Source organism: Bacillus sp. 11B20, from assembly GCF_056098985.1.
In genome coordinates this window covers 247,587-272,249 of record NZ_JBLZWZ010000006.1, presented here as the reverse complement: position 1 = coordinate 272,249, position 24,663 = coordinate 247,587, and the positions used below count along the sequence as shown (strand labels likewise).

The following is a 24,663-nucleotide window of genomic DNA, read 5'->3' as shown; positions in this document are numbered from 1 at the left end:
CTGGGAAATATGTCATGTTTTTGACAAGCATAAAAAAGCCTATCCGCTAGAATCGGATAGGCTTCTACTAATTTAATGTTTGAATGGTAAATAAATGACGATAGTGACTGTCTTGGTTCATTAATTCTTCGTGTGTTCCTTTTTCCACTATTTCGCCTTGTTCCATGACCACAATTTGGTCAGCGTGTGTAATGGTTGATAAGCGGTGTGCGACAATAAAAGTTGTGCGATCCTTCGCCAGCTTTTGCATCGCTTCTTGAATGTAATGCTCACTTTCTAAATCAAGTGCAGACGTTGCTTCATCTAAAATCAACAGCGGTGGATTTTTTAGAAATACCCTTGCAATCGAAATCCGCTGTTTTTGTCCGCCTGACAGCTTTACGCCCCGTTCTCCTACTTTCGTGTCATATCCTTCAGGAAGAGACATAATAAAATCATGCGCATTTGCCGCTTTTGCAGCCGACACGATTTTTTCAAAAGGTGCTTCAGGGTCACCAACCGCAATATTTTCTTTAATCGTGTCACTGAATAGGAATGTATCCTGCAGCACCATTCCGACTTGATTTCGAAGACTTCTTGCTTTGTACTCTTTGATATCAATGCCGTCAATTTCAAGTGACCCGTTTGTGACATCATAAAACCTTGGAATTAAGCTGACGAGTGTCGATTTTCCTCCGCCACTCATTCCTACAAGGGCAACCGTTTGTCCTTTTTCTACTTTTAAGGAGATATTGTGCAGAATCTCTTCCTGCGTGTGTTCATAACGAAACGACACATTTTTAAACTCGACCTCTCCTTTTAAATGATTGGCTTCTTTTGCATTCGGCCGGTCTGTGACCTCATATGGCTCATCAATAAACTCAAAGATCCGATCCATTGACGCAACGGACTGGGTTAACGTCGTAGATGAGTTAATGAGACGGCGAATCGGATTGTACATCCGGTCAATATAGCCGACAAAGGCGATCATGGTCCCGATCGACAGCGATCCGTTAATTACTGTGTAGCCCGCAAATGCAATGATTAACAGCGGCGCAATGTCGGTGATGGTATTGACGACAGCAAATGTTTTGGCGTTCCAATTCGTATGGTTGATTGCTTTGTTTAAGAAATTTTTGTTTTCATCATGAAAATTCTCTTGTTCATATTCTTCAATCGCAAAGCTGCGAATGACCGGCATTCCTTGTACCCGCTCATGCAGGTGTCCTTGCACTTCAGCCAGCGCCTGTGACCGCTCTTTTGTCAGCTTGCGCAGCCGTCCGTAAAAATACTTTACTGCAAACGCGTATAGTGGAAAAATAATGACAGACACGATCGTGAGCTTCAGATCCAGTGTACACATAATGGCGATCACGATCAGTACAGTCATCATATCCAGCCAAATGTTCATGAGACCTGTGATAACAAATTCCTTTGTCTGCTCCACATCGTTGATCACTCTTGAAATAATTTCTCCTGTTCTCGTGTTGGCATAATAACGAAGACTTAGCTTTTGAATATGCGAGAACAGCTTCTCCCGAATATCAAACAATACTTTACTGCCTGTCCACTGCGCGTAGTATTGTCTATAGTATTCAACAGGCGGCCTCATCACTAAAAATAATACGAGCATGATTCCCATTATGATCAGTAGAGTTGATGTCTTTTCTTCAGGCGACCCCGAGCCTTGAATGACATCATCAATGACATACTTTAAAAGCAGAGGCAATGTTAACGGAATCGAGAATTTAATCATCCCGATGACCATTGTCAATGCAATCTGTTTTTTATACGGTGTTACAAAAGCCATGTAGCGTTTAATGACCCCCATGTAAATCTCCTTCCCAATCTATCAGTGCCTCTTATCCGTACGCAGTCAAAAACCTGTTAGCCTAAAAAGCCAAACAGGTTTTTTGATGCTCTTGCTTATTTTGTATAATGTAAAAAACGTTCATACCACATATCCACAAATTCAGGAGCAAACGGACCTTTCCGCTGGTGAATCCAATGCAGTAATGTATTTAGATGCTCTCTTAAGATACTATCGATTTCTTTTGGATAATTCATCTGCCTCTTATGATCTGCATATTCGTCCTCATCCAAAATATTGTACGTCATGTCTGGAAAGACTTTGACGTCTAAATCGTAATCAATATACTTAATTGCCTCATCATCTGTCGCAAAAGGAGAGCTGATGTTGCAGTAGTAATATACCCCATCATCTCTAAGCATCCCAATTACATTAAACCATTGTTTTGCATGGAAATAGCAAATAGCCGGTTCTCTCGTCATCCAAGTACGGCCGTCGGATTCAGTCACCATTGTACGGTCGTTTGCACCAATGATACACAATTCCGTTGCTTTCAGAATGGTGGTTTCATTCCAAATCCTGTGGATCAAGCCATTATGTTTATAGCTTTGAATTTGGATGGTTTCTCCTTCCTTGGGATAGCCCATATTTTCTCCCCTACTTTCTATAACAAACAAACCTAACAGTCCAAAGACCTAATTTCCCAACTAAACATGTCTCTATTATATTATACCGTTACATCATTAAAAAATGAAATGAAAAAGCCATTCAACCCAATTGAACGGCACACTGATTTACATCACGCTAGAACTCTTTTCCATCTGTTTATATGAATTGATGACCTCTTCTGTCTGTTTTGTAAATAAGGTTTGCACTTTTTGCAGTTCCTCACGTTTCTGTTTGATCTGATCACAAAGCCTATGCCACTCTTCTTTTTTTTCATCCTGCAGCAATTGTTTTTCTGTTTCTAAGCATAGATCGAGTTCTCCCTGCACGTCGAGCAGCTGATCCATGAGCTGCATTTGTTCTTTTACAAGCTGATCGAAATCAGACATCTAACTCCTCCCTTTTCATCTAATCCACTTTTTGTATGTATACCATTTCTTGAAAGAAGGAGGAAATCCTTTGACTGTTTATGTAGAGGTTTTACAGGTTTTGTCGGATGGTGGTGCGAGGCAAAAAGAAAAGCACTTCATTCGTATATGAAGTGCTTTCCTTTGTTTCAGTGATTAGCTGTTTTGTTGTTTGTTTTGCTCAGCTTTTTGGTTGTATTTTTTTACATGCTGTGCGTCAGTCTCGCTAGCAAATTCAGTGCCGTATTGACCACCTTGTGCAGCAGCTTGGTTTTGTTTCTTCACTTGTTGTGCGTTTGTTTTGTTTTGTTGTTGATCCATCATTATCACCTCCACGCACATTAATTTGTGCAGAAGGTGTACATCCTATTCATGAATTTTTTAAACAAGCAAAGAACGTCCGCCATCGACAATAATCGTCTGGCCTCTAATCATGTCTGCTTTGCCTGATACAAGGAATTCCACGCTGTCGACCATGTCTTTAATTTCCACCATTCGGCCGGCAGGTGTGTTTTTCTTCGCATCTTCTAAAAGCTCTTCACGGTTCGGGAAGTGCTTAAGTGCATCTGTATCGATCGCGCCGCCTGATACAGCGTTGACGACGATATTTTTTTGTGAAAGCTCCACTGAAAGGTAACGTGTTAAAGCTTCTAGTGCTGCTTTTGATACACCGACTACTGTGTAATTTTCAAGGTAGCGGATAGAGCCAAGAGAGCTAATACTGACGATATGTCCGCCCCCGTTTTTCTCCATTAGTTTCGCCGCTTCTTGTCCGCAGAATAACAAAGCTTTCGCATTGATATTCATCGTCCAATCCCAATGATTTTCTTCAAGGTCCATAATTGGACGCTGAACCCCTGATGCCGCGTTGTTCACAAATACATCTAAACGGCCAAAGGTTTCATCGATTTGCTGAAACATGTCTTTGATTTTCTCAGGCTGGCCAACATTGGCTTTAACAACCAATGTTTTAACGCCCATCGCTTCAATTTCTTCCGCTGTTTCAAGTGCGGCTTTTTTGCTTCTCGCATAGTTAATGACAATGTCATATCCTTTTTCAGCGAGGCGAAGGGCCACTTCTTTCCCTACTCCTCTGCTGCTTCCTGTAATTAATGCACATTTACGTTGACTCATTATGGTTCATCTCCTGATTTGAATAGTTTTCGTTCATTCGCTTCACACTAATAGGAAAGTTCCTATTAGGAGGTTACATTCATGTATGTCGGACGCGATTTAAGCCAGCTTGGCATGATGTCCAAGGATCAATGGAAAGATACTGAGCTTGCTTACTTTCATCATGCTTTCCAACAAATTTTACCTTATTTGAACGAAGAAGGGCAATCTAAGTATCGAGAAATCATTTCTGAAATCGAAGACCGCGGGGGTCTGCACCGAAATGAAGCTGATTATACCCACGGTACAACGGTTAAATACGACTAGGCTGCTCAAGTGCCAGTTTCCAAATTTTTTGGTGTGAGACTGGCAAAGCATACGCCTCAAATTCTTCTGTTGTGACTTTTTTCAGCATCATGTCATCAGATACAGAGGTAACTCGTCCAAAGAAAACAGAAATATTCCAGATGAGGTGAGTAAATACATGCTGAATGGTGCCTTCTAAATCACCAAGCTCCGCTTGTACACCCGCCTCCTCTTTTAAGAAATCAATCAGCTGCTCTTTTTCCGTTTTTCTTCCCTTCATGGTTTCCATGTTAGGGAATTCCCATAAATTCGCAAGGAGGCCTGTACTTGGCCGCTTATGAATATATAGGTTGCCTGCGTCATCAAATAACACCGCTGCTGCCATTGATTTTGCAGTCGGCTTTTTCTTTTTGCTTTTCACTGGGAGCTCATGCTGAACGCCTTCCTCGAGTGCCGAACAATGCATGTTCACAGGGCAAATGAGGCAGGCAGGGGAAGTTGGAGTGCAAATGAGCGCACCAAGCTCCATCAGCCCTTGATTGAATTCTGACGGCTTTTCCCGGGAAATGAGCTGATCGACCGCAAATTCGAAAATATTTCTCGTTTTTGGTTTTGCAATATCATCCCATACGGACAAAATACGAGAAATGACCCTCATCACGTTGCCGTCTACCGCAGGATACGGCTTGTTATAGGCGATACTCAGCACTGCGCCGCTCGTATACGGGCCTACACCTTTGAGCTTTGAAAATTGCTCTTTCGTATTAGGGACAACACCCCCGTAGGATTCATATACTTCTTTCACAGCTGCCTGTAAATTACGCACTCTTGAGTAGTAGCCAAGACCTTCCCATGCTTTCATGACCTTTTCTTCATCAGCTAAAGCGAGATCCTTCACCGTAGGGAATTGCTCCATAAACCGGTTGAAATACGGAATGACCGTATCCACTCTCGTTTGCTGAAGCATCACTTCTGATACCCAGACGCGGTATGGATCTTGATTTTCACGCCATGGCAATGTTCGTTGTTCTTTTTCATACCAATCAATTAAATCATGCTGAAAGCCCGCAATATCTTTGCGGTCCAGCTTTTCTTGAATGTCTTTCATATCTATACTCCTTCTCATTGGACCGAGGGCTAACGTTCTGAATAGAACCTTATTTGTTGTATACTGTTTGTAGATACGTTAACATGTTACATTAAATCGGGATAAAGCAAAAGTGATTTTGCACATAGTCTTGATTGGAGACGTATACTTTGTATGATTGTTCCTAAGCATGACAACTAGGAGGTAATCAATTGGACACTGGTACTCATGTAGTAATGGGCATTTCTCTTGGGGGACTTGCACTTTTAGATCCAGCCGTCAGCGCAGATCCACACATGGCACACGCCGTGATGATCGCGACCATCGCCGGCTCCCAAGCACCAGACATTGATACTGTGCTAAAACTAAAAAATAATGCGGTTTATATAAGAAATCACCGAGGATTTACACATTCCATTCCGGCTGTACTGTTTTGGTCATTGCTGATTCCGGCTGTGATTTTTCCATTTGTGCCGGGGGCGAATTTACTTCACCTTTGGTTATGGACACTATTAGCTGTTGTGCTTCATGTGTTTGTTGATATTTTCAACGCATACGGTACGCAGGCCATTCGTCCATTTTCGAAGAAGTGGGTAGCGCTAGGGATCATTAATACGTTTGATCCGTTTATCTTTTTTACACACCTTGTCGCCATAGTCGTTTGGGCGATTGGCGGACATCCCGGCTATACGTTTATTACGCTGTATGCCGTGATTTTCTGTTACTATATCGTCAGGGTCATCATGCAGCTTCAGATTAAACGTCAGCTACGTGCACGATTTGATGAAATTGAAGAGATTATTATTTCGCCTACAATGAAGTTCAGACAATGGCGCATTGCCGTGAAATGTAAATCCTCTTTCCATGTTGGGCGCAGCATGAATGGAGAGGTTGTCATTTTAGACACGTTTAACCGGGTGCCGGTCCCTGATACTGAAATTATGAAAATTGCCAAACAAGATGAAAATATTTCAGCCTTTCTCTCCTTCTCCCCTGTCTACCGGTGGGAAGTGGATAAATACAAGGATCATTATGAGGTGCGGTTCATTGATTTACGCTACCGCAGCAAAGGTCATTATCCTTTTGTCGCGATCTGCCATATCGACATGGACCACCAAATCAAAAATTCCTATACCGGCTGGATTTTCAGTGAAGAAAAACTGCAAAAAAAATTAAGACTCGGCTCTGTGTGAGCGAGTCTTTTTTTGTTGTGTAGGCTTGGATTTAGGGGAAAAGTACATTATTTTGATTAATCATTTGTGTAGATTTTGAACTGGATAGGTACTTGAATTTAAGAAACTGTGAGATCTATTCACTCATGTAGAGTGCGACAAGGATTTTCATTTTTTGATGCTGCCGGAGATATATTTCAATCCACGCACTCATATAGAGTGCGACTGAATGCAAAATAAAAAGGTTCACTCCCACAAGTATTTCAATCCACGCACTCATATAGAGTGCGACAACTCAAATTTGGGCTAATATGATGTGGATTGGATTTCAATCCACGCACTCATATAGAGTGCGACTAGACGATTACACAGGGGAATGGGTCTATCCATATATTTCAATCCACGCACTCATGTAGAGTGCGACTGCGATTTTCGCCCTAATTATAACATTTTTCAGGAAATGCTCGTCAAAACCCTTAAGTTTCTATATAGAACTTTGTTTTCACCCCTAAAAAATATACATTTTTTCTCATTTTTGTCGAATGAAACGGTGCGAATGTTCCAGGGATTTTATGTTCACCTCACATTCGCACTTAGTCTTATGAAATGACGTCATCCATTTTAAGTCTTCCATAGCCTGCATTTGTTTTAGCACCGATTCCTTCGTGTTCTAAAGCTCCTAGTAAGATGGTTTTGGCGAGCTCGAGCCATTCCGCTTCTTCTGGTCGATTCTTTTTTGTTTTCAATAGAAGTTGAAAGCGGCCGTTGACCACCGTTAAGAAATGAATCGGTGTTGGTGAGTCATCGTCTCGAGGGGCTGGAACACTTCCCCCTTTGTTCATCTTATCTAGCTTGACACTGTTGTAGTCTGAATGATGTGGTGTCATCACATCCACTTTGAATGCTTCTCCTACCGTCTCTGGCATCATGAGCGCATCATGAAATTCGATGATTCCGGCACGTTCGTTTGTTCCAAACAATGTGTTGTAATCACTACCACCTTGTTTTAGTTCTTCAAAGTTTTCACCTAATACAGAATGGGCATAATGAGAGGCTACGCCTTTTAAAGCTGTTCCTGGTAAATAAGGAATGCCGTATATCGGGTGTAATAACAATCCCGTTTCAAGTACACCCTCTCCTCCATGTCCAATGACTAACGGCGATATGGACTTGACTAGGCATGTGGGGTTCATATCGGTATAATATTGCTCCACAAATCTTTCATACAAAAAGCGATTTTCCCCCCACTGTTTTCGATGTAGACGAATCACATTTTCATAAAATGACTGCTTCTCCGCACTGTCATTTATGATGTCCGACAATGTAGAACCACCAATCTCCCATTTGCTTTTGTTTAAGGTTAATGACAGATTCATTGGATGTCCTCCACATTTTCCGCCCCTTGTTCCACCTTTAAAATAGATTCCGCATATCTTTTGAACCAAACAGATGCACTTAAAGCTTGTCTTGATTTGATTAAGTAATTTTGATTAGAAGCTGACCAATCTCCTTGTATATCTAGTGTTTCTTTTATATCCTGAACGAATTGTTGATAAGCATTTCCTTTTTTTGATTTTGCTTCAAAAAATGTAATGGTGAGCCTTAATCCATTTGTTAAGATCATTGAGGCGAATCTGTGACAGAGTTGTCCATATTGATTTGAGAAATTCTCCTCATTCGTTTTAGCATTCATCACATGTTGATACGCTTTTTCAGCATAATGATGTTGAATGAGTTTCATGATCTCTCCCCTCCTGTCATACGCCAGGATACTCTTCCTTTACCTACGTTTGTGTTTCCACCTAATTGAAGATACATCTGCTTTTCTAGTTGATTTAAAAGTTGATGTCTAACAGATAAATCATTGCTTCCATCGACACGATCACACCACATGAGCCCATAAAATATGGCTTCTGCTGGTACATACTCTTCATACCAGAGAGCTCCTTTACTAACTATTTGGGTTTCATGATCAATTCTAATACGAGGTGTCACTTCAGAATTCATGGTGACAATGTATTGAAAAACGTCATCACTTACAATCACAAATCGTTCTATCCAAAGAGTTTGTGATTGTTTATCTTCGAATAAAAGTTTGGCCATCTGTTCAGCAAAATCGGTTAGTTGTTGAGATTTTTTCGCAGCCCCTTGAAATTCACCTAGATATAATTCGTCATTCTCTACTAATTTAGAATTCATGGTGACTAGCGTGCTTGATTCTTCGATGAGATCAGGGATATCCAGCGATACGCCTAATGCTTTTGCATCGCGGGCTAATCTTTTCAATATGAGTGGACTTGCCACATATCCAAATGTACCGTATCTACTCGCCACCGGGAATGAAAATAACCGGCCATCTGTCATGACGACTGCTCCTGCGCTTCCATCTTGATCTCCTTGTGTACCAAATACTTTTTGTACGAATGTATCTTGTCCTTTCGCGCGATAATGTTCACGCTGCACGCCTTTGATACTGCTTCCAGGTATAATCGGCCATTCTGTTACTTTTTCTCGTTGAATGGGCATATCAATCACGCCAACTCCTTCACCCGCTCCAATATGAAGGGGGGATAAACAATGTATCCAAAACCAACGGCTTGCTTCCATCATCTCACTCCTCTTATTTATTCGGTTTCCATGTTCCCCAAAGTGCTAACCCGCAGCCATCTTCACGATCAAACGCTTCTTTGCGTCGGTTACGATCGGACACTGATTGAAGCCACATTTTTTCGGCCAGTTCTGCTGGATCTCCTTCTTCTACTGTAAAGAAGTAAACGCTACCCGCGGGGACTAAGCGGCGTATTGCTTTTTCACGCCCTTTGTCTTTATTTGCTAAGCTCCATCCAGAGATAGGCTGCCAATGTGGAACAGATGCCCAAACCAATTTCAGTCGTACATTTGTATCAAATAGTGGTTTTGACATGAGCTGTTCATCCAGCCATCCGGGCTGCCATCCTTTACTGAAATAAGCAGGTGTCGCCAATATCATGCGAACATACGGCTTGTTCTTAAGCGATTCTTTAATCATATCTGGGCATGTCCAATCTTGTTGGTATACATGTGGCCGGTCTTCTATATGAGCCAGCCGCCTTTCACCACCGATTGGGTGAAGACTTGAGAAAGGCTTTAATGCTTCTGACTCTTCAGTAGATAACTCTATTCCTGCCTCCAGTTTAAAGTCATCTGGGAATAAGAGCGATTCTGTTGAAAATAGATGCTGATCTTTTGCCTTTTTACTGCCAGTTTCCACCTCAATTTGTGTCCGTTCCTGACGCTGTAATGCTGGAATAAATGCAGGTGGTGCATCATTTTTGAACGAATGATTTTCCTTCTGCATGTGTTGGTATTCAGTCAAGGCTTCCTTCACCTGACTCTCATCCACTGCGTCTGTCAGCCAGTTCACCATCCACTTTAGTGATACAAAAGCAGGCGGCGATTTCAATTTTTTACGAGCACCGGCTCCAATTGGTGGCCATAATGTCTCACTAAAACGGCCTGTTTTTCCTGTACCAAAAAAGCCCTGTCCTTCCGACATCATTGGCTTTGGTCTCACTTGATACATGCCATACTCATCATCAAATAACTCAAGGTCATGAGGCATTGGCACATATAAATGATCATGCCAACGATATAAAGGACCTCGCACAAGAGATTTTGCATAATAAGAAAGTGGCGTCGTGTGTTTGATTGACTGTCGTTTCTTCGCTAAAGCTGTACGAAGTGTTCCTGCGACCACACTTGGCGGAACATCGTTTAGTGAACGCGCCCGTATACCCGGTACACTTTGAAATGGGCGTGCATCACGAATAAGCAGCGGATCAAGCGGTTGAATGTGAAACCATCTTTCAGGCATGTCCACTTACCTCCTCTAGTTGAAGAGCAATGATCATACATTCAGCGATTGTATGTAATTCTTCTAATGTATTCTTCTTCGGTATATACTTCGCAATCAATTGATCGATCCACTCTTTCGTTTCTTGCTCTGTTTTTGCTTCCGTTTTCTTTTTGAATGCAAGACGTCTTATCTCTAGTGGAATGAGTTCATCTAAAATTTCCGGCTGTTTTCTAAAAGAAGACTGTTCGTATGTTTGATACAACTCTCGTAAGCCATATGCAAAGCCATTCGTGAAATAAGACTGTTTTAACCACGTCGTCATCTCTTGGATAGAGGCCACTGGATCTATTTGAAATGAGACTGAGATATTCATTGTGTCTCCTCCGCCTCGCTTTTGGAAATGAATCGCTAATGAATTCCGCTCTTGTTTCGCATATTGTTCAGCCTGACGTGCCATGCTTCTTACTTCTTCGAGAGGCTCAAGCATATGGACGATGGCGATTCCAATTGAAATCGAAGGAGGTATTTCACTATGTTGATGAGCCTTCATCGTTGAAACAAATTCTCTTTGCAATTTCCCAGCTGCTTCTAAGCATTGGTGCACCGGTACATAAGCCATGACATCATCTCCACCGCCATAGATCAATGTACCTTCACATTTGGAAATAATCCCACGAGCCTTTGAAGCAAAAGTTGAGAGCGTTTTAGAAAATGCAATATGGCTTTCTACATGCTGTATATTTCGCAGTTGGCTGCCCATCTTATCTCCATCCGCCATGAGAAAGGCATAGTAAGGTGAAGGTGTTGGTGGTTTGATCGGCTGGCCGTTATGCTTGCTGTATTCACCTTTGAAATATTTTTCGAGCAGCTGTGTGATGTCATTTTTCGCTTCTGTTCGTGCTATTCCGACAAGTCCACATTGTTCAAGATAATCTTCTATTCTTCTTTCATAAAAAAGCGATGCCTCACTCAAATCAAGAGGAGCTACTGTCAGATTCATATTCTCAAGATATGTTTCTACATCTTTCACATATTGTATGGCTGCTTGCTTCATCTGTTCATTTTGTTTCAACATGTTTTGATAGGGAGCAAAAGCTTTATCGCAGACAGATGGAAATGTCTTGCTCGGATGCTTATGTAAGGACAATCGTTTGATCACTGAAATCGCATCTAATGATTCATGTTCACCAATTCCCCATTTCGCTAGTTGCGCCACTTGCTGTGGTGTTTTTTGGAAAACAGACTCTCGTCCACCGTCAAGTGATGATTTTGGTTCACCGAATAACGCCCCTGGTTCATTTTGTTTAAAATCTCTTAACGTCTTCCGTGCCGCCATTAAACCTTCGACTTCTTGAAGAGCCATATGATATGGACTTGCGGACGCATTTGCCGCTTCCTCTGGAGTTTGCATCTCAGTCCACACAGCATAAAATTCCAATAAATCATCCACTTGTCGATTCCATGTGCCTTTTTGAATATAAGGATCAACTTTCCCTCTTACAAAGTCTGCGTATTCCTTCCATTTATTATATATTGCTTTTTTTACTTGTCTTGCAACGGATGAAGGCTGTTCGTGTGAGATTTCCCCCAGTATTTTATTTGGTGCGTTGTTTGATTCTGCAGAGGATTCGTTGAACACAGGGAAAATAAGCGTTCCACCCAGTTCCTGAAATTTCTTCGCACCTGCTTTACTTAATTCAGATAGAAGAAAAGAGCCAAACCATAAATCACGCGTCCGCCTTGCTTGCGCAATGAATTCTTGAACAGGCCCTACAGAAAATAGCATTAATGTTTGTTTTTGTGATTCTTCTGACAAAATGTTTGCACCTCCTTGCTATGTAAAAAGGCTTGAATCGCCGATGAGTGCGTCCGGCCACTCTCGTCTTGTAATGGGTTGTTTGAGTAGGTGGCTGTTGGGTAGATACTTTGTTCATCTGTCACATTGGGCAAAGGCTTTCCGTACCCTAAAAGCGATAAAGCTTCGATCTTTGGTTGCTGCAACACTATCACCATGCCCACTGATTCATTTTGATTAATTGCTAACGGTTTTAAGATCAGTGGTGAAGCCAAACGATCCTTTCCTTTAGGTAGGAGCGTTACAGGATCTGGATCTTTCCCACTATCTTTAGGAGCAAATCGGAACTGAATAGGCAAACCAAATTGAGCTCTAGGAAATGCTTGATATTTAAATGGTTTCTCTTTTGGATAAGGGATGTGATGACCTGATTTAGCCTTACCTGTTAACAGACGAATAGTATCTGCTTCCGGCCAGCAACTTCTTCCCCTTTTTTTGTCCGGGTTAGATCTTCTTCGAAATGTTTCATATGTCTGAATGACAGACTGCCAACTTGAGATCATAGATGATGGAAATGCCTGTACTTTGAATTCTCGACTAAGCGTCGGCCATTCTCGTTTTGATGCTGGCAATTGAATGTCATATTCTAAAAGCTTTTGCTCAAACCATTTTTCCAATTGGCTTTTTGTCCTCTTGTTGTAAGGTGAAAATTGCTTGCAATATAAACTACCACACCCACGTCTCGTTCTTGACCCAAGTCCACCGAAGTTGATCCAAGCCCACAAGGCAGCTTCAACTTCTTTTTTGATTAACTCATATTGGGTTGTTTTTTTAGATAACCGGATATTTAAAGAAAATTGCGCCTTTATGAGGTATGGTGTTTCATCTTTCATATTTGAAAGAACATACCGTGGAAAAGGATGATTTTTCTTTTTAAAAAATACTTTTGAATTTCTTTTCACTTCGTCTTTTTCATAATGGGTTACCACTTGAATCTGGCTCGCTTGTTCTGTATGACCAAATATCTCTGCTTCTCGTTTAGATAATTCATTTGCATTCTTGCAAACAGCTCCTCGAGTTGCACGCCACCAGAAACGAAGATGTCCACGAATCGCACTTTCTCGAATCGGTCTGTCTTGATCAATTGAGTTTGATTGGGGCCCTCCCCCAAACATTGGCGTAACCAAATGAATAGTAAGCGGCTCTTTAAAAAGTCTTTGGTCTTCATGGATTTTCGTGTCAATCGCATGTTTCACATCATGCCAATTGGTTTTGGGTTTACTAGATTCCCTTGTCATGTCGCTCTCCTTTCTTCACTTTGTTATCTGTTTCTGAAACAGCTTGGCATATGCATAGTGAGGGAAAAACATGGGATTGTTGATGAGCATCAGCAATTGATTTAATTGGAAATTTAGTGTCAACAGATCGTATCCATCAATACGTAAATCGCTGAGTTTGTTTTCATCTAGAAATTTTTCTTCTTCCTTAGATCGTTTTTCTTGTTTGAAACAATTTAATTCGTTTGACCACCATCTTAGATGTTCATGTTCATTAGGTACTTTTAATTGAAATTCATTGCTTTTTTTCATGAGCATAAAATCAAAAGACGCCGCTAATTCAGCTGCTTTATTTGAAATTGTTTGGTCCTCTTCTCTTTTAAAGTTACTTGCTAAAATGAGTAAAGGACGCGTCCTCTTTTGTGTGTTACTTTCACTTGTAAAGTAACCTGTAGCCATTCTAGCAATTCCTGTTGTTTTTGGTGTTAGCCGTTTTATTTTTTCAGACCATTCTTCTAAACCTTTTCCTTTCAAATTAGAACTTTTACATTCTATAGCAACCGCAACCGCCTCAATCGGTATAAACTTCAACGAATTGTGTTGGAACACATACGGCGTATACTGCTCATCAAAAACGGCAATATCGACTTCGTTAGAATGATTTCCATCTGAGTCGATAATGATGACACCTTGTGCTAATGAATATTTTTTAGGAATGATTTTCCGAAAAAACTCCATCCACATCACTTCTCTAGAATCTCCTGTCAGCCCTCCATGGTTAGAAGCAAAGTCCACTTCTTCTGATATCATGCTGTTTAATCTTTGATAATTCTCTAAGATCAGCTGCTCAACTTTACCGGTTCGCTCCGTTTCACCCAAACCAATTCCTCCTTCACCATTCATTACGAATGGATAAAATTTGAATCTAAATGACTACTTTTCATTTCGACTTATTTTGAGATTTTTTAAGGTTTATTTAGGAAAAAGAAGAAGAAAAAAACATGACTGCAATGAGTCATGTTTTCACTATACAAATGAACAGTATATTTGATAGCTATTTGAAAGAGGAGATTGTAAGAAGATGGATTTGAGGTGGCCATACCCGTTTAAGAGACAATCATTTAAAATCGCGCACTCTTGTAGAGTGCGACTTCCCTGGGATTGATTAAAAGCTTTGCATGGGTATTTCAATCCACGCACTCTTGTAGAGTGCGACTTTCTCGTATGAATATTGACTTTGGAAACAGCATATTTCAATCCACGCACTCATATAGAGTGCGACCATAACCAAGGACAGTCCACATTTTGACACGCATATTTCAATCCACGCACTCATATAGAGTGCGACAAGTGATCAAATTAAAGAGCATATTGCCGAAAAAATTTCAATCCACGCACTCATGTAGAGTGCGACACGAAAAAAGGTCACACCGATTACAGTGCCAGAGAAATTTCAATCCACGCACTCATGTAGAGTGCGACTTCGTTATAAGCGCTGATACATTCTTAGAAATTATTTCAATCCACGCACTCATATAGAGTGCGACTGCGATTTCCGCCCTAATTATAACAGTTTTTAGGGAATCATAGCCAAAACCCTCAATTTTCTATATGGAATTTTGTTTTCACCTCTAAAAAATATACATTTTTTCTCATTTTTATCGAATGAAAAGGTGCGAATGCCCCAGGTGCCCCAGGGATTTTATGTTCACCTCACATTCGCACCGAGTTTTTAATTCATTAATCTTGATTTAATGTTCTTCTAACATATCCGAGGAGAGCTATTCTAATTAATTTTATTGTCTTCATTTTTCTTTATTAACTAAAATGACTACTCTTCTCCCAATCTTTGAAGAAAAGTAAACTTTAATCAGTGTAGTTACTCAACTAATAATTTTCGATCAAACATAAATGCTTTTTTTCTCTTATTAAAATCAAGAATAGCTAAGCACTCATGCAGAGTGCGACTGGCTATGCTATGAGCGACTGATAAGCGCCATGATATTTCAATCCACGCACTCATGTAGAGTGCGACACAAATTAGAAAGTCGATGATTTCTGGATACATATTTCAATCCACACACTCATGTAGAGTGCGACCAAAAACATTTTAACAGAATGCTTGTTCGGTGTCATTTCAATCCACGCACTCATGTAGAGTGCGACAGCTCAATAAGGCGATCGGCGGATACGTAAGCTCATTTCAATCCACGCACTCATATAGAGTGCGACTGCGATTTCTGCCCTAATTGTAACATTTTTTAGGAAATGATAGGCAAAATCCACAACTTTCAATAAAGAATTTTGTTTTCACCTTTATAAAATATACATTTTTTCTCATTTTTGTCGAATAAAAAGGTGCGAATGTCCCGGGGATTTTATGTTCACCTCACATTCGCACCAAGAGCCTCTCTTACAACTTCGTCATATATTCCACAATAAACTCCCAAAAGCCAGGTCCTTCTTGGTAAATCAGCCGGTCTACTTTTTCGATGAGTTTGATATAGAGTTCTTGTTCGAGGTCTTCTCTTTCTTGATATGCCGTGTTTTGTAGTTTCTTTTTGATCATGGGTGTGAAGGTTTCAATGAGTTCTTCCATTTCTCCATTGGTCATTTTGTCTTCGTGCACGGACATCTCCCCCTGTTTCTTCTTTTAGTTTGTTGAGCGCTTTTTTGTGAATGTTTGAGATGTTTTGTCTTGTTTCTCCTAACTGATCGGCTATTTCTTTCATCGTTTGGCCTTCGACATAGATTTGGGTTAAGACCATTTTTTGTTTGTCTGTGAGCTGCTGGTAGGCCTTGTACAATGTTTGATCTTGCAAGTGCTCCCCTAAGTCTTGCTGGTTGAAGAGCACGGCTTCATACGTATCTGTTTGAACAGGGTCTTTCACTTCTTGCGTATCAGGATGATCGAGTATGAGCGGAAAACGCTGCTGCTTCTTTTTTACTCGTTTGTCAAAGTCGACTGAAAAGATGCGTATCATTGTGGAGATATACTTGATGATGCGGATTTTCTGATAGAACTGTTTGAACTCGGAATCTAGTTTTTTGGCATTTTCCTCGTTTGGCTCTTCCATGACTTGCCGGAGCAGCTGCTCGTTTTTCGGGTTGCTTAAAAACTGCTGAATGAGCGGGTGATCAATGATTTCCTTCCATTTTGCTTTCAATAACAGCCGATAATCCATGTGCATCCTCCCCTTTGTTCCCTCTACTAGCATTAAGTGGACAAAAGTTAAAAAAAGTAAACTTCGTGAAACGGGTCTAATGATTCATTTTCTCCCCCTCTGCTTTCCTTTTTCTTCTTTCATACCACTTATATAGAAGACGAGTATCCGCTGGGAGGTGAGACAAATGGAGACCTTTTTTTCAGAGGAATGGTTGAAGCAGCTCGGTCAGGCTGGCTTCCCTGCCATTTTGACGGTTTACTTGCTGACACGCTTTGAACGAAAGTTTGATGAATTAAGCAAGCTCATCCAACGATTAGTCGCTGCTCAAAAAAATGATGAATCAGATTGACATCTGCTTGATTCGTTTCACCTTATGAAAACGAGGGCGAAATGAAAGGCCTTTTAGTCACCTCACACAATACGATGTTGAAAGGGGATTTTATCATGAGTGAAAAGCCAAATGGAATACCACAGCCGATTCGAGGAGAAAAAGGAGCAACGGTCAAAATTCCACGTAATCTCGAGCGGGACAGACAAAATCCAGATATGCTCACGCCGCCAGAAACCGATCATGGAACGGTCTCCAATCTGAAATATTCTTTCTCTGATACACACAATCGTTTAGAAAAAGGCGGCTACGCTCGCGAGGTAACAGTCCGCGAACTGCCGATCTCTAAAAGTCTTGCATCTGTTAATATGCGGCTAAAGCCTGGTGCGATTCGTGAGCTGCACTGGCATAAGGAAGCGGAATGGGCATACATGATTTATGGGGAAGCCCGGATTACATCGGTTGATGCAGAGGGGCGCAATTTTACAGAGGATGTGACTGAGGGTGATTTGTGGTACTTCCCTTCTGGCCTGCCGCACTCTATCCAAGCACTTGAACCGGGAGCTGAATTCTTGCTTGTGTTTGATGATGGGTCATTCTCAGAAAATAGTACGTTCCAAGTAACCGATTGGCTTGCCCATACGCCAGAGGAAGTCGTGCTTAAGAACTTCGGTATGACAAAAGAGCAGTTTGACAAGCTGCCAGAGAAAGAAAAATATATTTTCCAAAAAGGAATTCCTGGTTCCCTTGAATGTGACAAGGTGAAAACAGAGCAAGGAGAAGTCCCGAATTCCTTTAAATATGAGCTGTTAAAACAGGAGCCGATTACGTCAAGTGGCGGACAAGTGTGGATTGCGGACTCTACCAATTTCAAAGCGTCTAAAACGATTGCATCCGCTCTTGTGAAAGTTGATCCAGGTGCCATTCGCGAGCTGCATTGGCATCCAAATACGGATGAATGGCAATATTTCATTTCTGGAAAAGCACGAATGACGGTATTCGCTTCTGATGGACATGCGAGAACCTTCAACTATCAGGCGGGAGACGTTGGATATGTCCCATTTGCGATGGGGCATTATGTAGAAAATACAGGCGACGAACCGCTTTATTTCTTAGAAATCTTTAAGAGCGATCATTATGCAGATATCTCACTTAATCAGTGGCTTGCGGTCACACCGAAACAGCTTGTTCTTGATCATTTAGATCAAGGTGAAGATTTCTTAAAACTGCTTGATACTGAAAAACATCCTGTGATCGCTGCACCTAAAAAAGAGGATTAACATATAACTTCCTGCAAAAAGGCTGTCCTTTTTGCAGGTATCTTCATGTAAAGGAGTGTTTGTTCACCTATGCAGCAATCTGTTCACGCTTTATGGCAAGGGCTGAAATGGCTCATGGCGGCGTCGGCTGTCTGTTACATATTTTTGTTGTTTTGTGTGCTGTTCTTTCATTTAACGGGGGCTTTTTATCAATCAATTTTATCGATGCTTTTATTTATGGGCATCTATGTGGTACTTGGGATATCCTTTGAACATGTGGAGCATGTGCTCATGAGGGTTGTTAAAAAGTGCCGTTCCAAAAAACGCTCCGTCGTTTTCTATGCCATTTCAATTCATCTCTTGTTTATTTGGGGGGCTGTCTATTTATCAGATGAATTGGTAGGCGGCATTTTACTGTCTACTTCTGAGGAAATCCTCTTTGCTCTAAGCCTTTGGCTGTTTCATTTTTTGTTTGATTATGCGACGTTTTCTTTTGAGAAAGAAGCTTAGTGATTTTGCTTCATATGATGGATATCGTGCTCGATCAGCCCTTGGAAGATAAAAAACACCACTTATGATGAAAAGTGGTGTTTCTTGTGTTTTCTCCGTGCATATAGGATCGCACCGATCAAACTGACGAGTGAAATCAACGCGAGAATTCTGATATATGGCGGATAGTAGGTTAGCACAATCTCGTTTTTGCCTTTTTCTATTGGAAAACCGATAAAGGCGTAATTGGCTTGTTCAATATCGGTCTGCTTTCCGTTTACCGTGAGCTCCCAGCCTTTTTCATACGGTACTGGCAAGATCATATAATCATCGCCGCGCTTGTTATCATATGAAATCGTAAAGCGGTTGTTTTCGAGCTTTACTTGCTGGCTGCCATTATCATCCCGTTTTTCTTTTTCATATGCTTTTTCTAGGATGCGGTAAGGCTCTTGGTACAGCTTCAGTTGATCGAGTTCATACGTCCCTTTTGGTACTCGAATGGAAAGAATTTTTTCCGCAGGGACTCGAATCGTCACTTCATTGACGCCTGTTTTGTAGATGGATGTATTGCTTTTTCGTGAGGTGACGTAGTTGTCAACGGATAACTGAAATCCTTCGTTCCGGTCTGTCCGCTTCACATAAAAGCTCACATACACATCTCCAGCGCGAGCCATATCATCTGGCAGCGTGATATTCAGGCCGCCTGTTTCTCCGTATACATCAAGCACACCATGTTCGTATATAGCTTGTTCGGTATGAATGTTTGTATCCTTGACTCGATTTGGCGTGCGCTCAATTTCAGCGTTTCCTTTTTTGTCTAAAATCACACCTTGAAGCATTGCATGCTCCCTATCAAGTGCTGAGGCATTCTTTAAGGATTCTTCTGAATAAATCGTGCTTGTTGTTCTTGCAAATGGCAGCGGCCGTGTATTTTCATACACTTTATAATGCTCGCTTTCCGATATTGGCTTAAAATAAGCTGGCGGTGAGTAAGGCATCGTATTGTCTCTCATATAATACTTTCCGTAGGTCAGGCTGTATAAATTCACCCTGTCCCCCATTGTTGCATAACGGCTGACACTTTCACGTCCCATATCGATTTGCAGGTCATTCCAGTAGAAATTGAGCAAATGCTGATTCAATATACTTGAATACGCACTCATGCCTTGAAAGCCTTCAAATAACGGGGTATTGTTGCGCACGCCATTCATCCAATCAATCCGGGCAAGCGAATCTTTTGAAGAGCGGCTTTGAATTTGCTGAATGAGCTTCATTTGCTCATGTCCAGCATATGCCTCACTATTCAGATACGTATCTGATACGCTCTTAATATTGCTTCTTTCAGATAAGTAGCCCTGCTGATACACGCCTGCTGTCAGTAAGCTGACAACGATGAGCACAGCTGAAAAGAGACGAAGGTGCTGGCGTTTTTCCGCATGAATCACAAGGAAAAACAAGCTGATCACAAGCAGCCCTATGCCTGTAAATACAACAACATCCATATTTCCCTTTGCTCGTTCTGAAAGGGCGACTGCGAGAAGAAACACGATCCAAGCGCCTAAGACCGCACGCTTTTTCCACTTCCACTCGATTTGCGAGAAATGCTTGATGGTAATGGCTACGACCGCTCCAACTGTAAAGGCAAGAATGTATTCAAACCTGTACTGCGGTGCTGAAAAACCATTAAACACGCTCGCCATCTTTGGACTGTAATGAAAAACAATGAGCAGAACGCTGATCGATGTAAACATGAAAAACCACCTGTTCCGGTAAAGCGGAACGAGGAACATACAAATGAGAAAGATCACAGGTAATAAATACACCCTGCTTGTAAACAGCAGATGATCATGCAGCTCGAACCAAGGAATGGCCTGTTCATACGGTGGTCTTATATTATTAAGAAAACCATAGACAGACGGAACAAAAAAGGCAGCACTGATACCAAAGGATAACAGCGTAGAAATCGCCAGCGTCCAGAACACCTTCCACCCCTGCTCCTCACTTCGTAGCTTGATGATATACCTGAAGACAAGATAGATCGCTAAAAAGATAAAATGAATATAAGCAAAGTAAAAATTGTTGATGAGCATCAGGCTGCAACTCGCAATAAACCAAGCGGGCTTACCTGTTTTGAAAATCCGTTCAACCCCAAGCACAAGCAGCGGGAGCCACATCATACTGTCAGTGAAAAACTCCCAAAATGTTTGATGCCGAAAATACACAATAGACAATCCGTAAATTGCGGCTCCTGTTAATGCGCTCAGCCTATGCTGAACCATTGAAAGAAGCACACGGTAAGCGATGAACAGAATAAGCGTCAGCTTCATCACACTCAGCCAAATGACGGCATTTGCCCAGAAATGAATGTCCGTTGACTGGATGAGATGAAGCGCATTCATCAGCCAGACGACAGCAACTGTGACCATAAAGACAGTCGACGTTGTGAAATAATAACCTAATTGCGTATATGTACCGCCGCCTAGACCGAATTGATAGGAATAAAAGAAGTTCCCTTTGACGTATTCATCGTAAAGCAGCTTTTTAAAAGGGAGCATTTGTGAGATCCCGTCTCCATCTCCTGTCATGTACCGCCCTTGCGTATATTCATATAAGAAAAAAGAGTGGCCTAATAAAGCGAGAATGAGGCACGTCCCTATGATTATCCATCTACGTTTCATCATCTAAATCCTTTCCACAAAAGATCCACTGTTCTTTGAAACAAAACAACCCAGCAAGCGATTCGTGCTTGCCGGTTATTTGACTCCACGTTATTTAAATAACTGTGTTAACACTCGGTCTTGTTCCTTTGAGCTTGTCTCTTGTTCCATCACATTTGATTCCTGGATTAAATAATGCGGCCTCTTTTTCGTTTCATAATAGATACGACCAATATATTCTCCAATCACACCTAGACTCAAAAGCTGGACACCTCCGAGGAACAGCACAGCCGATATTAAAGTAAAATAACCCGGCACCATAATGCCCGTTCTGACGATTTGAATAAAGGTGGCCACGATGTAAATCAATGAGAGAAATAAGATCAGTATGCCAGTATAAAAACAAATTCGCAGCGGGCGGTTGTTAAAAGAAATGACGCCATCTATGCCATAGTTAAATAATTTCTTCAGTGACCATTTTGTATCACCATGCTGTCTTTCTACATTTTCATAGTAGATGACCTTTTCTTCAAACCCAATCCAGCAAAAAAGCCCTTTCGAAAAACGATTTCCCTCTTTCAGCTGAAGCAGTGCATCGATGGCTTGGCGTGAAATTAAACGGAAATCCCCAACGCCATCACGCAAGTCCACTTCTACTACCTTGTTCATCACCTTATAGTACATGGATGACAGGTAAGAGCGCAGCTTGCTGTCACCTTTACGATTCCGTTTGGCAATGACTTGATGGTAGCCTTCTTCATACCCTCTGACAAAGTCCTGAATTAAATACGTCGGGTGCTGCAGATCGGCGTCCATAATAATCGCAGCTGCTCCTTTTGCATGTTCAAGACCTGCCAAAATAGCGGCTTCCTTTCCAAAGTTACGCGAAAAGGATATATATTTGACCTTTGCACTTTTGCGAGAGAGCTCTCTCATGTATTGAAGCGTATTGTCTTTGCTTCCATCATTCACAAAGATGATTTCAAAGTCATAATGAAAATCGCGAAACTCTTCCTCGAGTGCCTCAAAGATTCGTCTGATGTTTTCACCTTCATTGTAAGAAGGAATTATCACAGAGAGCAATTCCCGTTCCATATCGCACCTTCTCTTCACTTTTTTCACATAGTCTGATATGTTCATTATTCCTTTTTTGTCAGAAAACGAAACCCTTTTTTATTATCCATAAATTACATGTCTCTTTAATCGTTTCATTATATCAGAGTTTTATTTCCAGTGATTTTCAGCAGGATGAATTTAATGTAATTTTAAGTTTAATCATTGTAAAAAGCCTGTAATTTCGATCACAGACTGGGTATTGTTTCATAAAGTTATTTGTTCATTTGTATATTTTCCTATTTATTGAAAAAGATGAATGAAGTGAAAGGGCAACCTTTTAATGAAGCAGCCCTCGATTGTTTTGTTGCAGATGCTCGTTTGCCTTTGATTGTTTATTTTGAAATAGATGCAGCTGTGCGCCGTAGCTCTCGATCCACTCTTGGACAATTCGTTCTGTTGTTTCCTGTCCTTTATACTTGCGGCCAGCCTTTGCATAAGTCGTTTCAAAATCACTCCAAAGCAGCTCTACCCATGTACGTGCTTCGTCATATGTCAGCATATTGTTTTTTTCCATAAGTTGTTCTGTTAATCGCTCAAAGTATTGTTCCATGCTTGTTCCTCCTTCATCTAGCAGAAAGTGCCTTTTTAAAAAAACTTCTTTTTTCATATACTACCCTTACGTCTTCAAAAGACGCAAATGATTTGTATTGTTTGGAGGGAATCGATATGCGTAATAAAGCAAAAGGCTTTCCAAATCAGGTAAATCACAAGTTTGAAGGCGAACCAGGCGCTACAGATGCTTATGCGTCTAAACGGCCGAATGGTGAAACGAATACACGTCCACAGGAACGTATGAGGGCATCAGGGAAACGCTAATTTTTCCAAAGGGAGTGCTTGAGATATGAGTTCAAATGGGAAATCGTATATGGCAGACTTTGTTCAATTAAGGACAACCGCTTACCCTCAACCATGGGCAAATGCAAAGCATTCTGCCTCTCAGGTCAACGGAGAAACGCAGCAAACGCAGCACGACATCGTACTTCAGAACAACGTCCGTAAACAACGTTCGAAGTAAAGAAAAGGACTGATCTCTTTGGATCAGTCCTTTTGCGTCAGCATTGAAATCGGCAGGGCATCTTCCTTATTTGGAGCCGATACTCTGTATCCCCACGCAAACACGCCATTTAAATATTCCACATAAAACTCTTCTTCTGTGTCTTTGATTTGATAAGTCGTTTTCGTTTGAAACGAGGCTGGATCTAATAAATAGGCTTTTGCCATATCGATTTTCCGTTCTAAAACTGCGTATTCATTCACAATGCCAAGCTGCTCAGCCTTTCGTGCTTTTTCAGAAAGGGCGGCAATCTCCTGCTTCAATTCGTATTCTGTCATCTCACTATAGCGTTTTTCCATCTGTCATTCCCCTTTGTCTAAAACGTGATCAATTGTATCGAGATCAAAGCCTTTTCTGAATAAAAATTGCTTCACTTTCATCTTCTTTTCAAATGATCCGTCATATCCTACCTTGCGTTTTGCCTTCTCCAGCATATAAAGGAGGGCCTCTTCTTCCTTTTCCTCTTCTTGTCCATCATAGGCTTCTTGAAGGGCTTTATCAATGATCTCAAACGAAAAACCCTTTCGCTGCAGCTGCAGCTTAATGCGCTGCTCGATCTCTTTTGCAGAACGATTTTTTTCTTTTTTAACAAGCTTGAGAACCTGCTTAACAGCTTCCTCTAGCTGTAAGTCATCAGGGTATTGCGATAGCGCCCGTTCAATCGTGTCATCGTCTATACCTTTGAGCTTCAATTCTTTTTTTAGGACGGACGGTCCTTTGCTGTTCGTTTTGCGATGGGTGCTGACATAGGCTTCTGCAAATTCAAGATCATTTACATACTTATAATGCTTTAATTTGTGTATAATTTCACTAATAGCAGGTGCCGGGATTTCTTTTTTCGTTAAATAATCGGTGACTTCTTTCACTGATCTCATACGGTAGGATAAATAATCAACGGCCTGCTGAAATCCTTTTTTCACCGAATCACCGAATTGAATCTCAATGATATCTGCTTCGTCCAGCTCTTTGCCTTTTTTCAAATCGTGCTGGACGAGCACATCTAAATCAACACTAAAGGCGTACTTTTCATCAAGAAAGATGTTGACCCGCTCTGTATTGTTTTTCTGAGCAGAAATTTTTGTAATATAGGGCATCCTGTGATCACTCCTTTTCCAAAACAGTCAGGATGTTTCTTCTGATTCAAAA

Annotated in this window: 26 protein-coding genes, 1 pseudogene and 1 CRISPR repeat array; of the genes and pseudogenes, 7 read left to right on the top strand and 20 right to left on the bottom strand. The window is 41.2% G+C overall.

Features of this window, described 5'->3' with window-relative positions; all coding sequences use genetic code 11:
* Positions 1–67: 67 nt before the first annotated feature.
* From ACN6NB_RS04085 to fabL, 5 genes and pseudogenes are all read right to left on the bottom strand, one after another.
* Complete coding sequence (locus ACN6NB_RS04085; RefSeq protein ID WP_099663068.1) at positions 68–1,810, bottom strand: ABC transporter ATP-binding protein; 1,743 nt, start codon at positions 1,808–1,810, stop codon at positions 68–70.
* Positions 1,811–1,905: 95 nt separating this feature from the next.
* A complete protein-coding gene (ntdP, locus tag ACN6NB_RS04080; protein WP_024425209.1) occupies positions 1,906–2,436 on the bottom strand; it encodes a nucleoside tri-diphosphate phosphatase in 531 nt (176 codons plus the stop codon).
* Positions 2,437–2,583: 147 nt separating this feature from the next.
* Complete coding sequence (locus ACN6NB_RS04075; RefSeq protein WP_039177303.1) at positions 2,584–2,844, bottom strand: YgaB family protein; 261 nt, start codon at positions 2,842–2,844, stop codon at positions 2,584–2,586.
* Between the two features lie 174 nt (positions 2,845–3,018).
* A pseudogene (locus ACN6NB_RS04070) lies at positions 3,019–3,168 on the bottom strand (gamma-type small acid-soluble spore protein); the annotation flags it as partial.
* Positions 3,169–3,243: 75 nt separating this feature from the next.
* Positions 3,244–3,996, bottom strand: a complete 753-nt coding sequence (gene fabL / locus ACN6NB_RS04065; protein WP_024425211.1) for an enoyl-[acyl-carrier-protein] reductase FabL — start codon at positions 3,994–3,996, stop codon at positions 3,244–3,246.
* A gap of 81 nt (positions 3,997–4,077) precedes the next feature.
* Between fabL and ACN6NB_RS04060 the strand changes: the two genes are divergently transcribed.
* Complete coding sequence (locus ACN6NB_RS04060; protein ID WP_003217808.1) at positions 4,078–4,302, top strand: hypothetical protein; 225 nt, start codon at positions 4,078–4,080, stop codon at positions 4,300–4,302.
* Here the strand turns inward: ACN6NB_RS04060 and mutY are convergent.
* Positions 4,289–5,389 (bottom strand): A/G-specific adenine glycosylase, encoded by a 1,101-nt coding sequence (gene mutY / locus ACN6NB_RS04055; RefSeq protein ID WP_106025906.1) that lies wholly within the window; start codon positions 5,387–5,389, stop codon positions 4,289–4,291. The two genes, ACN6NB_RS04060 and mutY, sit on opposite strands and share 14 nt — an antisense overlap.
* A 191-nt stretch (positions 5,390–5,580) precedes the next feature.
* Between mutY and ACN6NB_RS04050 the strand changes: the two genes are divergently transcribed.
* Positions 5,581–6,561 (top strand): metal-dependent hydrolase, encoded by a 981-nt coding sequence (locus ACN6NB_RS04050; RefSeq protein WP_034623275.1) that lies wholly within the window; start codon positions 5,581–5,583, stop codon positions 6,559–6,561.
* Between the two features lie 578 nt (positions 6,562–7,139).
* Here the strand turns inward: ACN6NB_RS04050 and cmr6 are convergent.
* From cmr6 to ACN6NB_RS04005, 9 genes are all read right to left on the bottom strand, one after another.
* Positions 7,140–7,916: a type III-B CRISPR module RAMP protein Cmr6 gene (gene cmr6, locus ACN6NB_RS04045; protein ID WP_254968750.1), complete on the bottom strand. Its 777-nt coding sequence runs from the start codon at positions 7,914–7,916 to the stop codon at positions 7,140–7,142.
* On the bottom strand, positions 7,913–8,281 hold the full coding sequence (gene cmr5 / locus ACN6NB_RS04040) for a type III-B CRISPR module-associated protein Cmr5 (protein ID WP_106025904.1): 369 nt from the start codon (positions 8,279–8,281) through the stop codon (positions 7,913–7,915). Before cmr5 ends, cmr6 begins: the two co-directional genes overlap by 4 nt.
* The gene (gene cmr4 / locus ACN6NB_RS04035) at positions 8,278–9,147 is read right to left on the bottom strand and encodes a type III-B CRISPR module RAMP protein Cmr4 (RefSeq protein WP_106025903.1); all 870 of its coding nucleotides are present in this window, start codon (positions 9,145–9,147) and stop codon (positions 8,278–8,280) included. Before cmr4 ends, cmr5 begins: the two co-directional genes overlap by 4 nt.
* Before the next feature lie 13 nt (positions 9,148–9,160).
* Positions 9,161–10,393 (bottom strand): type III-B CRISPR module-associated protein Cmr3, encoded by a 1,233-nt coding sequence (gene cmr3 / locus ACN6NB_RS04030; protein WP_106025902.1) that lies wholly within the window; start codon positions 10,391–10,393, stop codon positions 9,161–9,163.
* On the bottom strand, positions 10,386–12,191 hold the full coding sequence (cas10, locus tag ACN6NB_RS04025) for a type III-B CRISPR-associated protein Cas10/Cmr2 (RefSeq protein ID WP_106025901.1): 1,806 nt from the start codon (positions 12,189–12,191) through the stop codon (positions 10,386–10,388). The genes cmr3 and cas10 overlap by 8 nt, the downstream gene beginning before the upstream one ends.
* The gene (cmr1, locus tag ACN6NB_RS04020; RefSeq protein ID WP_474253243.1) at positions 12,161–13,426 is read right to left on the bottom strand and encodes a type III-B CRISPR module RAMP protein Cmr1; all 1,266 of its coding nucleotides are present in this window, start codon (positions 13,424–13,426) and stop codon (positions 12,161–12,163) included. The genes cas10 and cmr1 overlap by 31 nt, the downstream gene beginning before the upstream one ends.
* Before the next feature lie 57 nt (positions 13,427–13,483).
* Positions 13,484–14,326: a DUF6602 domain-containing protein gene (locus ACN6NB_RS04015; RefSeq protein ID WP_106025899.1), complete on the bottom strand. Its 843-nt coding sequence runs from the start codon at positions 14,324–14,326 to the stop codon at positions 13,484–13,486.
* Positions 14,327–14,629: 303 nt separating this feature from the next.
* Positions 14,630–14,994: a CRISPR direct-repeat array (repeat unit 34 nt; unit sequence AAATTTCAATCCACGCACTCATGTAGAGTGCGAC).
* Positions 14,995–15,860: 866 nt separating this feature from the next.
* The gene (gene rsoA, locus ACN6NB_RS04010) at positions 15,861–16,082 is read right to left on the bottom strand and encodes a sigma-O factor regulator RsoA (protein ID WP_039177285.1); all 222 of its coding nucleotides are present in this window, start codon (positions 16,080–16,082) and stop codon (positions 15,861–15,863) included.
* Positions 16,030–16,632, bottom strand: a complete 603-nt coding sequence (locus tag ACN6NB_RS04005) for a sigma-70 family RNA polymerase sigma factor (protein ID WP_024425214.1) — start codon at positions 16,630–16,632, stop codon at positions 16,030–16,032. Before ACN6NB_RS04005 ends, rsoA begins: the two co-directional genes overlap by 53 nt.
* A 166-nt stretch (positions 16,633–16,798) precedes the next feature.
* Here ACN6NB_RS04005 and ACN6NB_RS04000 point away from each other — a divergent pair, with 166 nt between their 5' ends.
* The 3 genes from ACN6NB_RS04000 to ACN6NB_RS03990 all read left to right on the top strand — a co-directional run bounded on the left by ACN6NB_RS04000 (position 16,799) and on the right by ACN6NB_RS03990 (position 18,711).
* The gene (locus tag ACN6NB_RS04000) at positions 16,799–16,963 is read left to right on the top strand and encodes a YvrJ family protein (RefSeq protein ID WP_073204399.1); all 165 of its coding nucleotides are present in this window, start codon (positions 16,799–16,801) and stop codon (positions 16,961–16,963) included.
* A gap of 95 nt (positions 16,964–17,058) precedes the next feature.
* Positions 17,059–18,222 (top strand): oxalate decarboxylase family bicupin, encoded by a 1,164-nt coding sequence (locus ACN6NB_RS03995; RefSeq protein ID WP_061110592.1) that lies wholly within the window; start codon positions 17,059–17,061, stop codon positions 18,220–18,222.
* Positions 18,223–18,291: 69 nt separating this feature from the next.
* Complete coding sequence (locus ACN6NB_RS03990; protein ID WP_106025898.1) at positions 18,292–18,711, top strand: regulatory YrvL family protein; 420 nt, start codon at positions 18,292–18,294, stop codon at positions 18,709–18,711.
* A 62-nt stretch (positions 18,712–18,773) separates the two neighbouring features.
* Here ACN6NB_RS03990 and ACN6NB_RS03985 read toward each other — a convergent pair whose 3' ends face one another.
* The 3 genes from ACN6NB_RS03985 to ACN6NB_RS03975 form a co-directional block, all read right to left on the bottom strand.
* Complete coding sequence (locus ACN6NB_RS03985; protein ID WP_106025897.1) at positions 18,774–21,371, bottom strand: YfhO family protein; 2,598 nt, start codon at positions 21,369–21,371, stop codon at positions 18,774–18,776.
* Between the two features lie 87 nt (positions 21,372–21,458).
* A complete protein-coding gene (locus tag ACN6NB_RS03980; RefSeq protein WP_024425218.1) occupies positions 21,459–22,442 on the bottom strand; it encodes a glycosyltransferase family 2 protein in 984 nt (327 codons plus the stop codon).
* 298 nt (positions 22,443–22,740) lie between these two features.
* Positions 22,741–23,013: a YfhJ family protein gene (locus ACN6NB_RS03975; RefSeq protein WP_024425219.1), complete on the bottom strand. Its 273-nt coding sequence runs from the start codon at positions 23,011–23,013 to the stop codon at positions 22,741–22,743.
* A gap of 116 nt (positions 23,014–23,129) precedes the next feature.
* Between ACN6NB_RS03975 and ACN6NB_RS03970 the strand changes: the two genes are divergently transcribed.
* Together ACN6NB_RS03970 and ACN6NB_RS03965 are read left to right on the top strand one after the other, a co-directional pair.
* The gene (locus ACN6NB_RS03970) at positions 23,130–23,279 is read left to right on the top strand and encodes a small, acid-soluble spore protein K (RefSeq protein ID WP_003217849.1); all 150 of its coding nucleotides are present in this window, start codon (positions 23,130–23,132) and stop codon (positions 23,277–23,279) included.
* Positions 23,280–23,304: 25 nt separating this feature from the next.
* The gene (locus tag ACN6NB_RS03965; RefSeq protein ID WP_008360604.1) at positions 23,305–23,478 is read left to right on the top strand and encodes a YpzG family protein; all 174 of its coding nucleotides are present in this window, start codon (positions 23,305–23,307) and stop codon (positions 23,476–23,478) included.
* Between the two features lie 23 nt (positions 23,479–23,501).
* On the opposite strand, the gene ACN6NB_RS03960 is transcribed toward ACN6NB_RS03965, so the two are convergent.
* The gene (locus ACN6NB_RS03960) at positions 23,502–23,816 is read right to left on the bottom strand and encodes a YfhH family protein (protein ID WP_039177269.1); all 315 of its coding nucleotides are present in this window, start codon (positions 23,814–23,816) and stop codon (positions 23,502–23,504) included.
* Between the two features lie 3 nt (positions 23,817–23,819).
* Positions 23,820–24,611 carry a recombination regulator RecX gene (recX, locus tag ACN6NB_RS03955; RefSeq protein ID WP_058837445.1) on the bottom strand — a complete coding sequence of 264 codons (792 nt, stop codon included), beginning with the start codon at positions 24,609–24,611 and terminating at the stop codon, positions 23,820–23,822.
* Between the last annotated feature and the right edge of the window lie 52 nt (positions 24,612–24,663).

Excerpts from the sequence above, each read along its gene's own strand:
- ACN6NB_RS04085 (WP_099663068.1), bottom strand. The coding sequence starts at position 1,810 with ATGGGGGTCATTAAACGCTACATGGCTTTTGTAACACCGTATAAAAAA.
- ACN6NB_RS04005 (WP_024425214.1), bottom strand. The coding sequence starts at position 16,632 with ATGGATTATCGGCTGTTATTGAAAGCAAAATGGAAGGAAATCATTGAT.
- cmr6 (WP_254968750.1), bottom strand. The coding sequence starts at position 7,916 with ATGAATCTGTCATTAACCTTAAACAAAAGCAAATGGGAGATTGGTGGT.
- ACN6NB_RS03980 (WP_024425218.1), bottom strand. The coding sequence starts at position 22,442 with ATGGAACGGGAATTGCTCTCTGTGATAATTCCTTCTTACAATGAAGGT.
- cmr3 (WP_106025902.1), bottom strand. The coding sequence starts at position 10,393 with ATGCCTGAAAGATGGTTTCACATTCAACCGCTTGATCCGCTGCTTATT.
- rsoA (WP_039177285.1), bottom strand. The coding sequence starts at position 16,082 with ATGTCCGTGCACGAAGACAAAATGACCAATGGAGAAATGGAAGAACTC.
- ACN6NB_RS03960 (WP_039177269.1), bottom strand. The coding sequence starts at position 23,816 with ATGGAAAAACGCTATAGTGAGATGACAGAATACGAATTGAAGCAGGAG.
- ACN6NB_RS03990 (WP_106025898.1), top strand. The coding sequence starts at position 18,292 with ATGCAGCAATCTGTTCACGCTTTATGGCAAGGGCTGAAATGGCTCATG.
- recX (WP_058837445.1), bottom strand. The coding sequence starts at position 24,611 with ATGCCCTATATTACAAAAATTTCTGCTCAGAAAAACAATACAGAGCGG.
- ACN6NB_RS03965 (WP_008360604.1), top strand. The coding sequence starts at position 23,305 with ATGAGTTCAAATGGGAAATCGTATATGGCAGACTTTGTTCAATTAAGG.
- mutY (WP_106025906.1), bottom strand. The coding sequence starts at position 5,389 with ATGAAAGACATTCAAGAAAAGCTGGACCGCAAAGATATTGCGGGCTTT.
- cmr5 (WP_106025904.1), bottom strand. The coding sequence starts at position 8,281 with ATGAAACTCATTCAACATCATTATGCTGAAAAAGCGTATCAACATGTG.
- ACN6NB_RS03975 (WP_024425219.1), bottom strand. The coding sequence starts at position 23,013 with ATGGAACAATACTTTGAGCGATTAACAGAACAACTTATGGAAAAAAAC.
- ACN6NB_RS04075 (WP_039177303.1), bottom strand. The coding sequence starts at position 2,844 with ATGTCTGATTTCGATCAGCTTGTAAAAGAACAAATGCAGCTCATGGAT.
- ACN6NB_RS03995 (WP_061110592.1), top strand. The coding sequence starts at position 17,059 with ATGAGTGAAAAGCCAAATGGAATACCACAGCCGATTCGAGGAGAAAAA.
- ACN6NB_RS03970 (WP_003217849.1), top strand. The coding sequence starts at position 23,130 with ATGCGTAATAAAGCAAAAGGCTTTCCAAATCAGGTAAATCACAAGTTT.
- ACN6NB_RS04060 (WP_003217808.1), top strand. The coding sequence starts at position 4,078 with ATGTATGTCGGACGCGATTTAAGCCAGCTTGGCATGATGTCCAAGGAT.
- fabL (WP_024425211.1), bottom strand. The coding sequence starts at position 3,996 with ATGAGTCAACGTAAATGTGCATTAATTACAGGAAGCAGCAGAGGAGTA.
- ACN6NB_RS03985 (WP_106025897.1), bottom strand. The coding sequence starts at position 21,371 with ATGATGAAACGTAGATGGATAATCATAGGGACGTGCCTCATTCTCGCT.
- ACN6NB_RS04000 (WP_073204399.1), top strand. The coding sequence starts at position 16,799 with ATGGAGACCTTTTTTTCAGAGGAATGGTTGAAGCAGCTCGGTCAGGCT.
- ntdP (WP_024425209.1), bottom strand. The coding sequence starts at position 2,436 with ATGGGCTATCCCAAGGAAGGAGAAACCATCCAAATTCAAAGCTATAAA.
- cmr4 (WP_106025903.1), bottom strand. The coding sequence starts at position 9,147 with ATGGAAGCAAGCCGTTGGTTTTGGATACATTGTTTATCCCCCCTTCAT.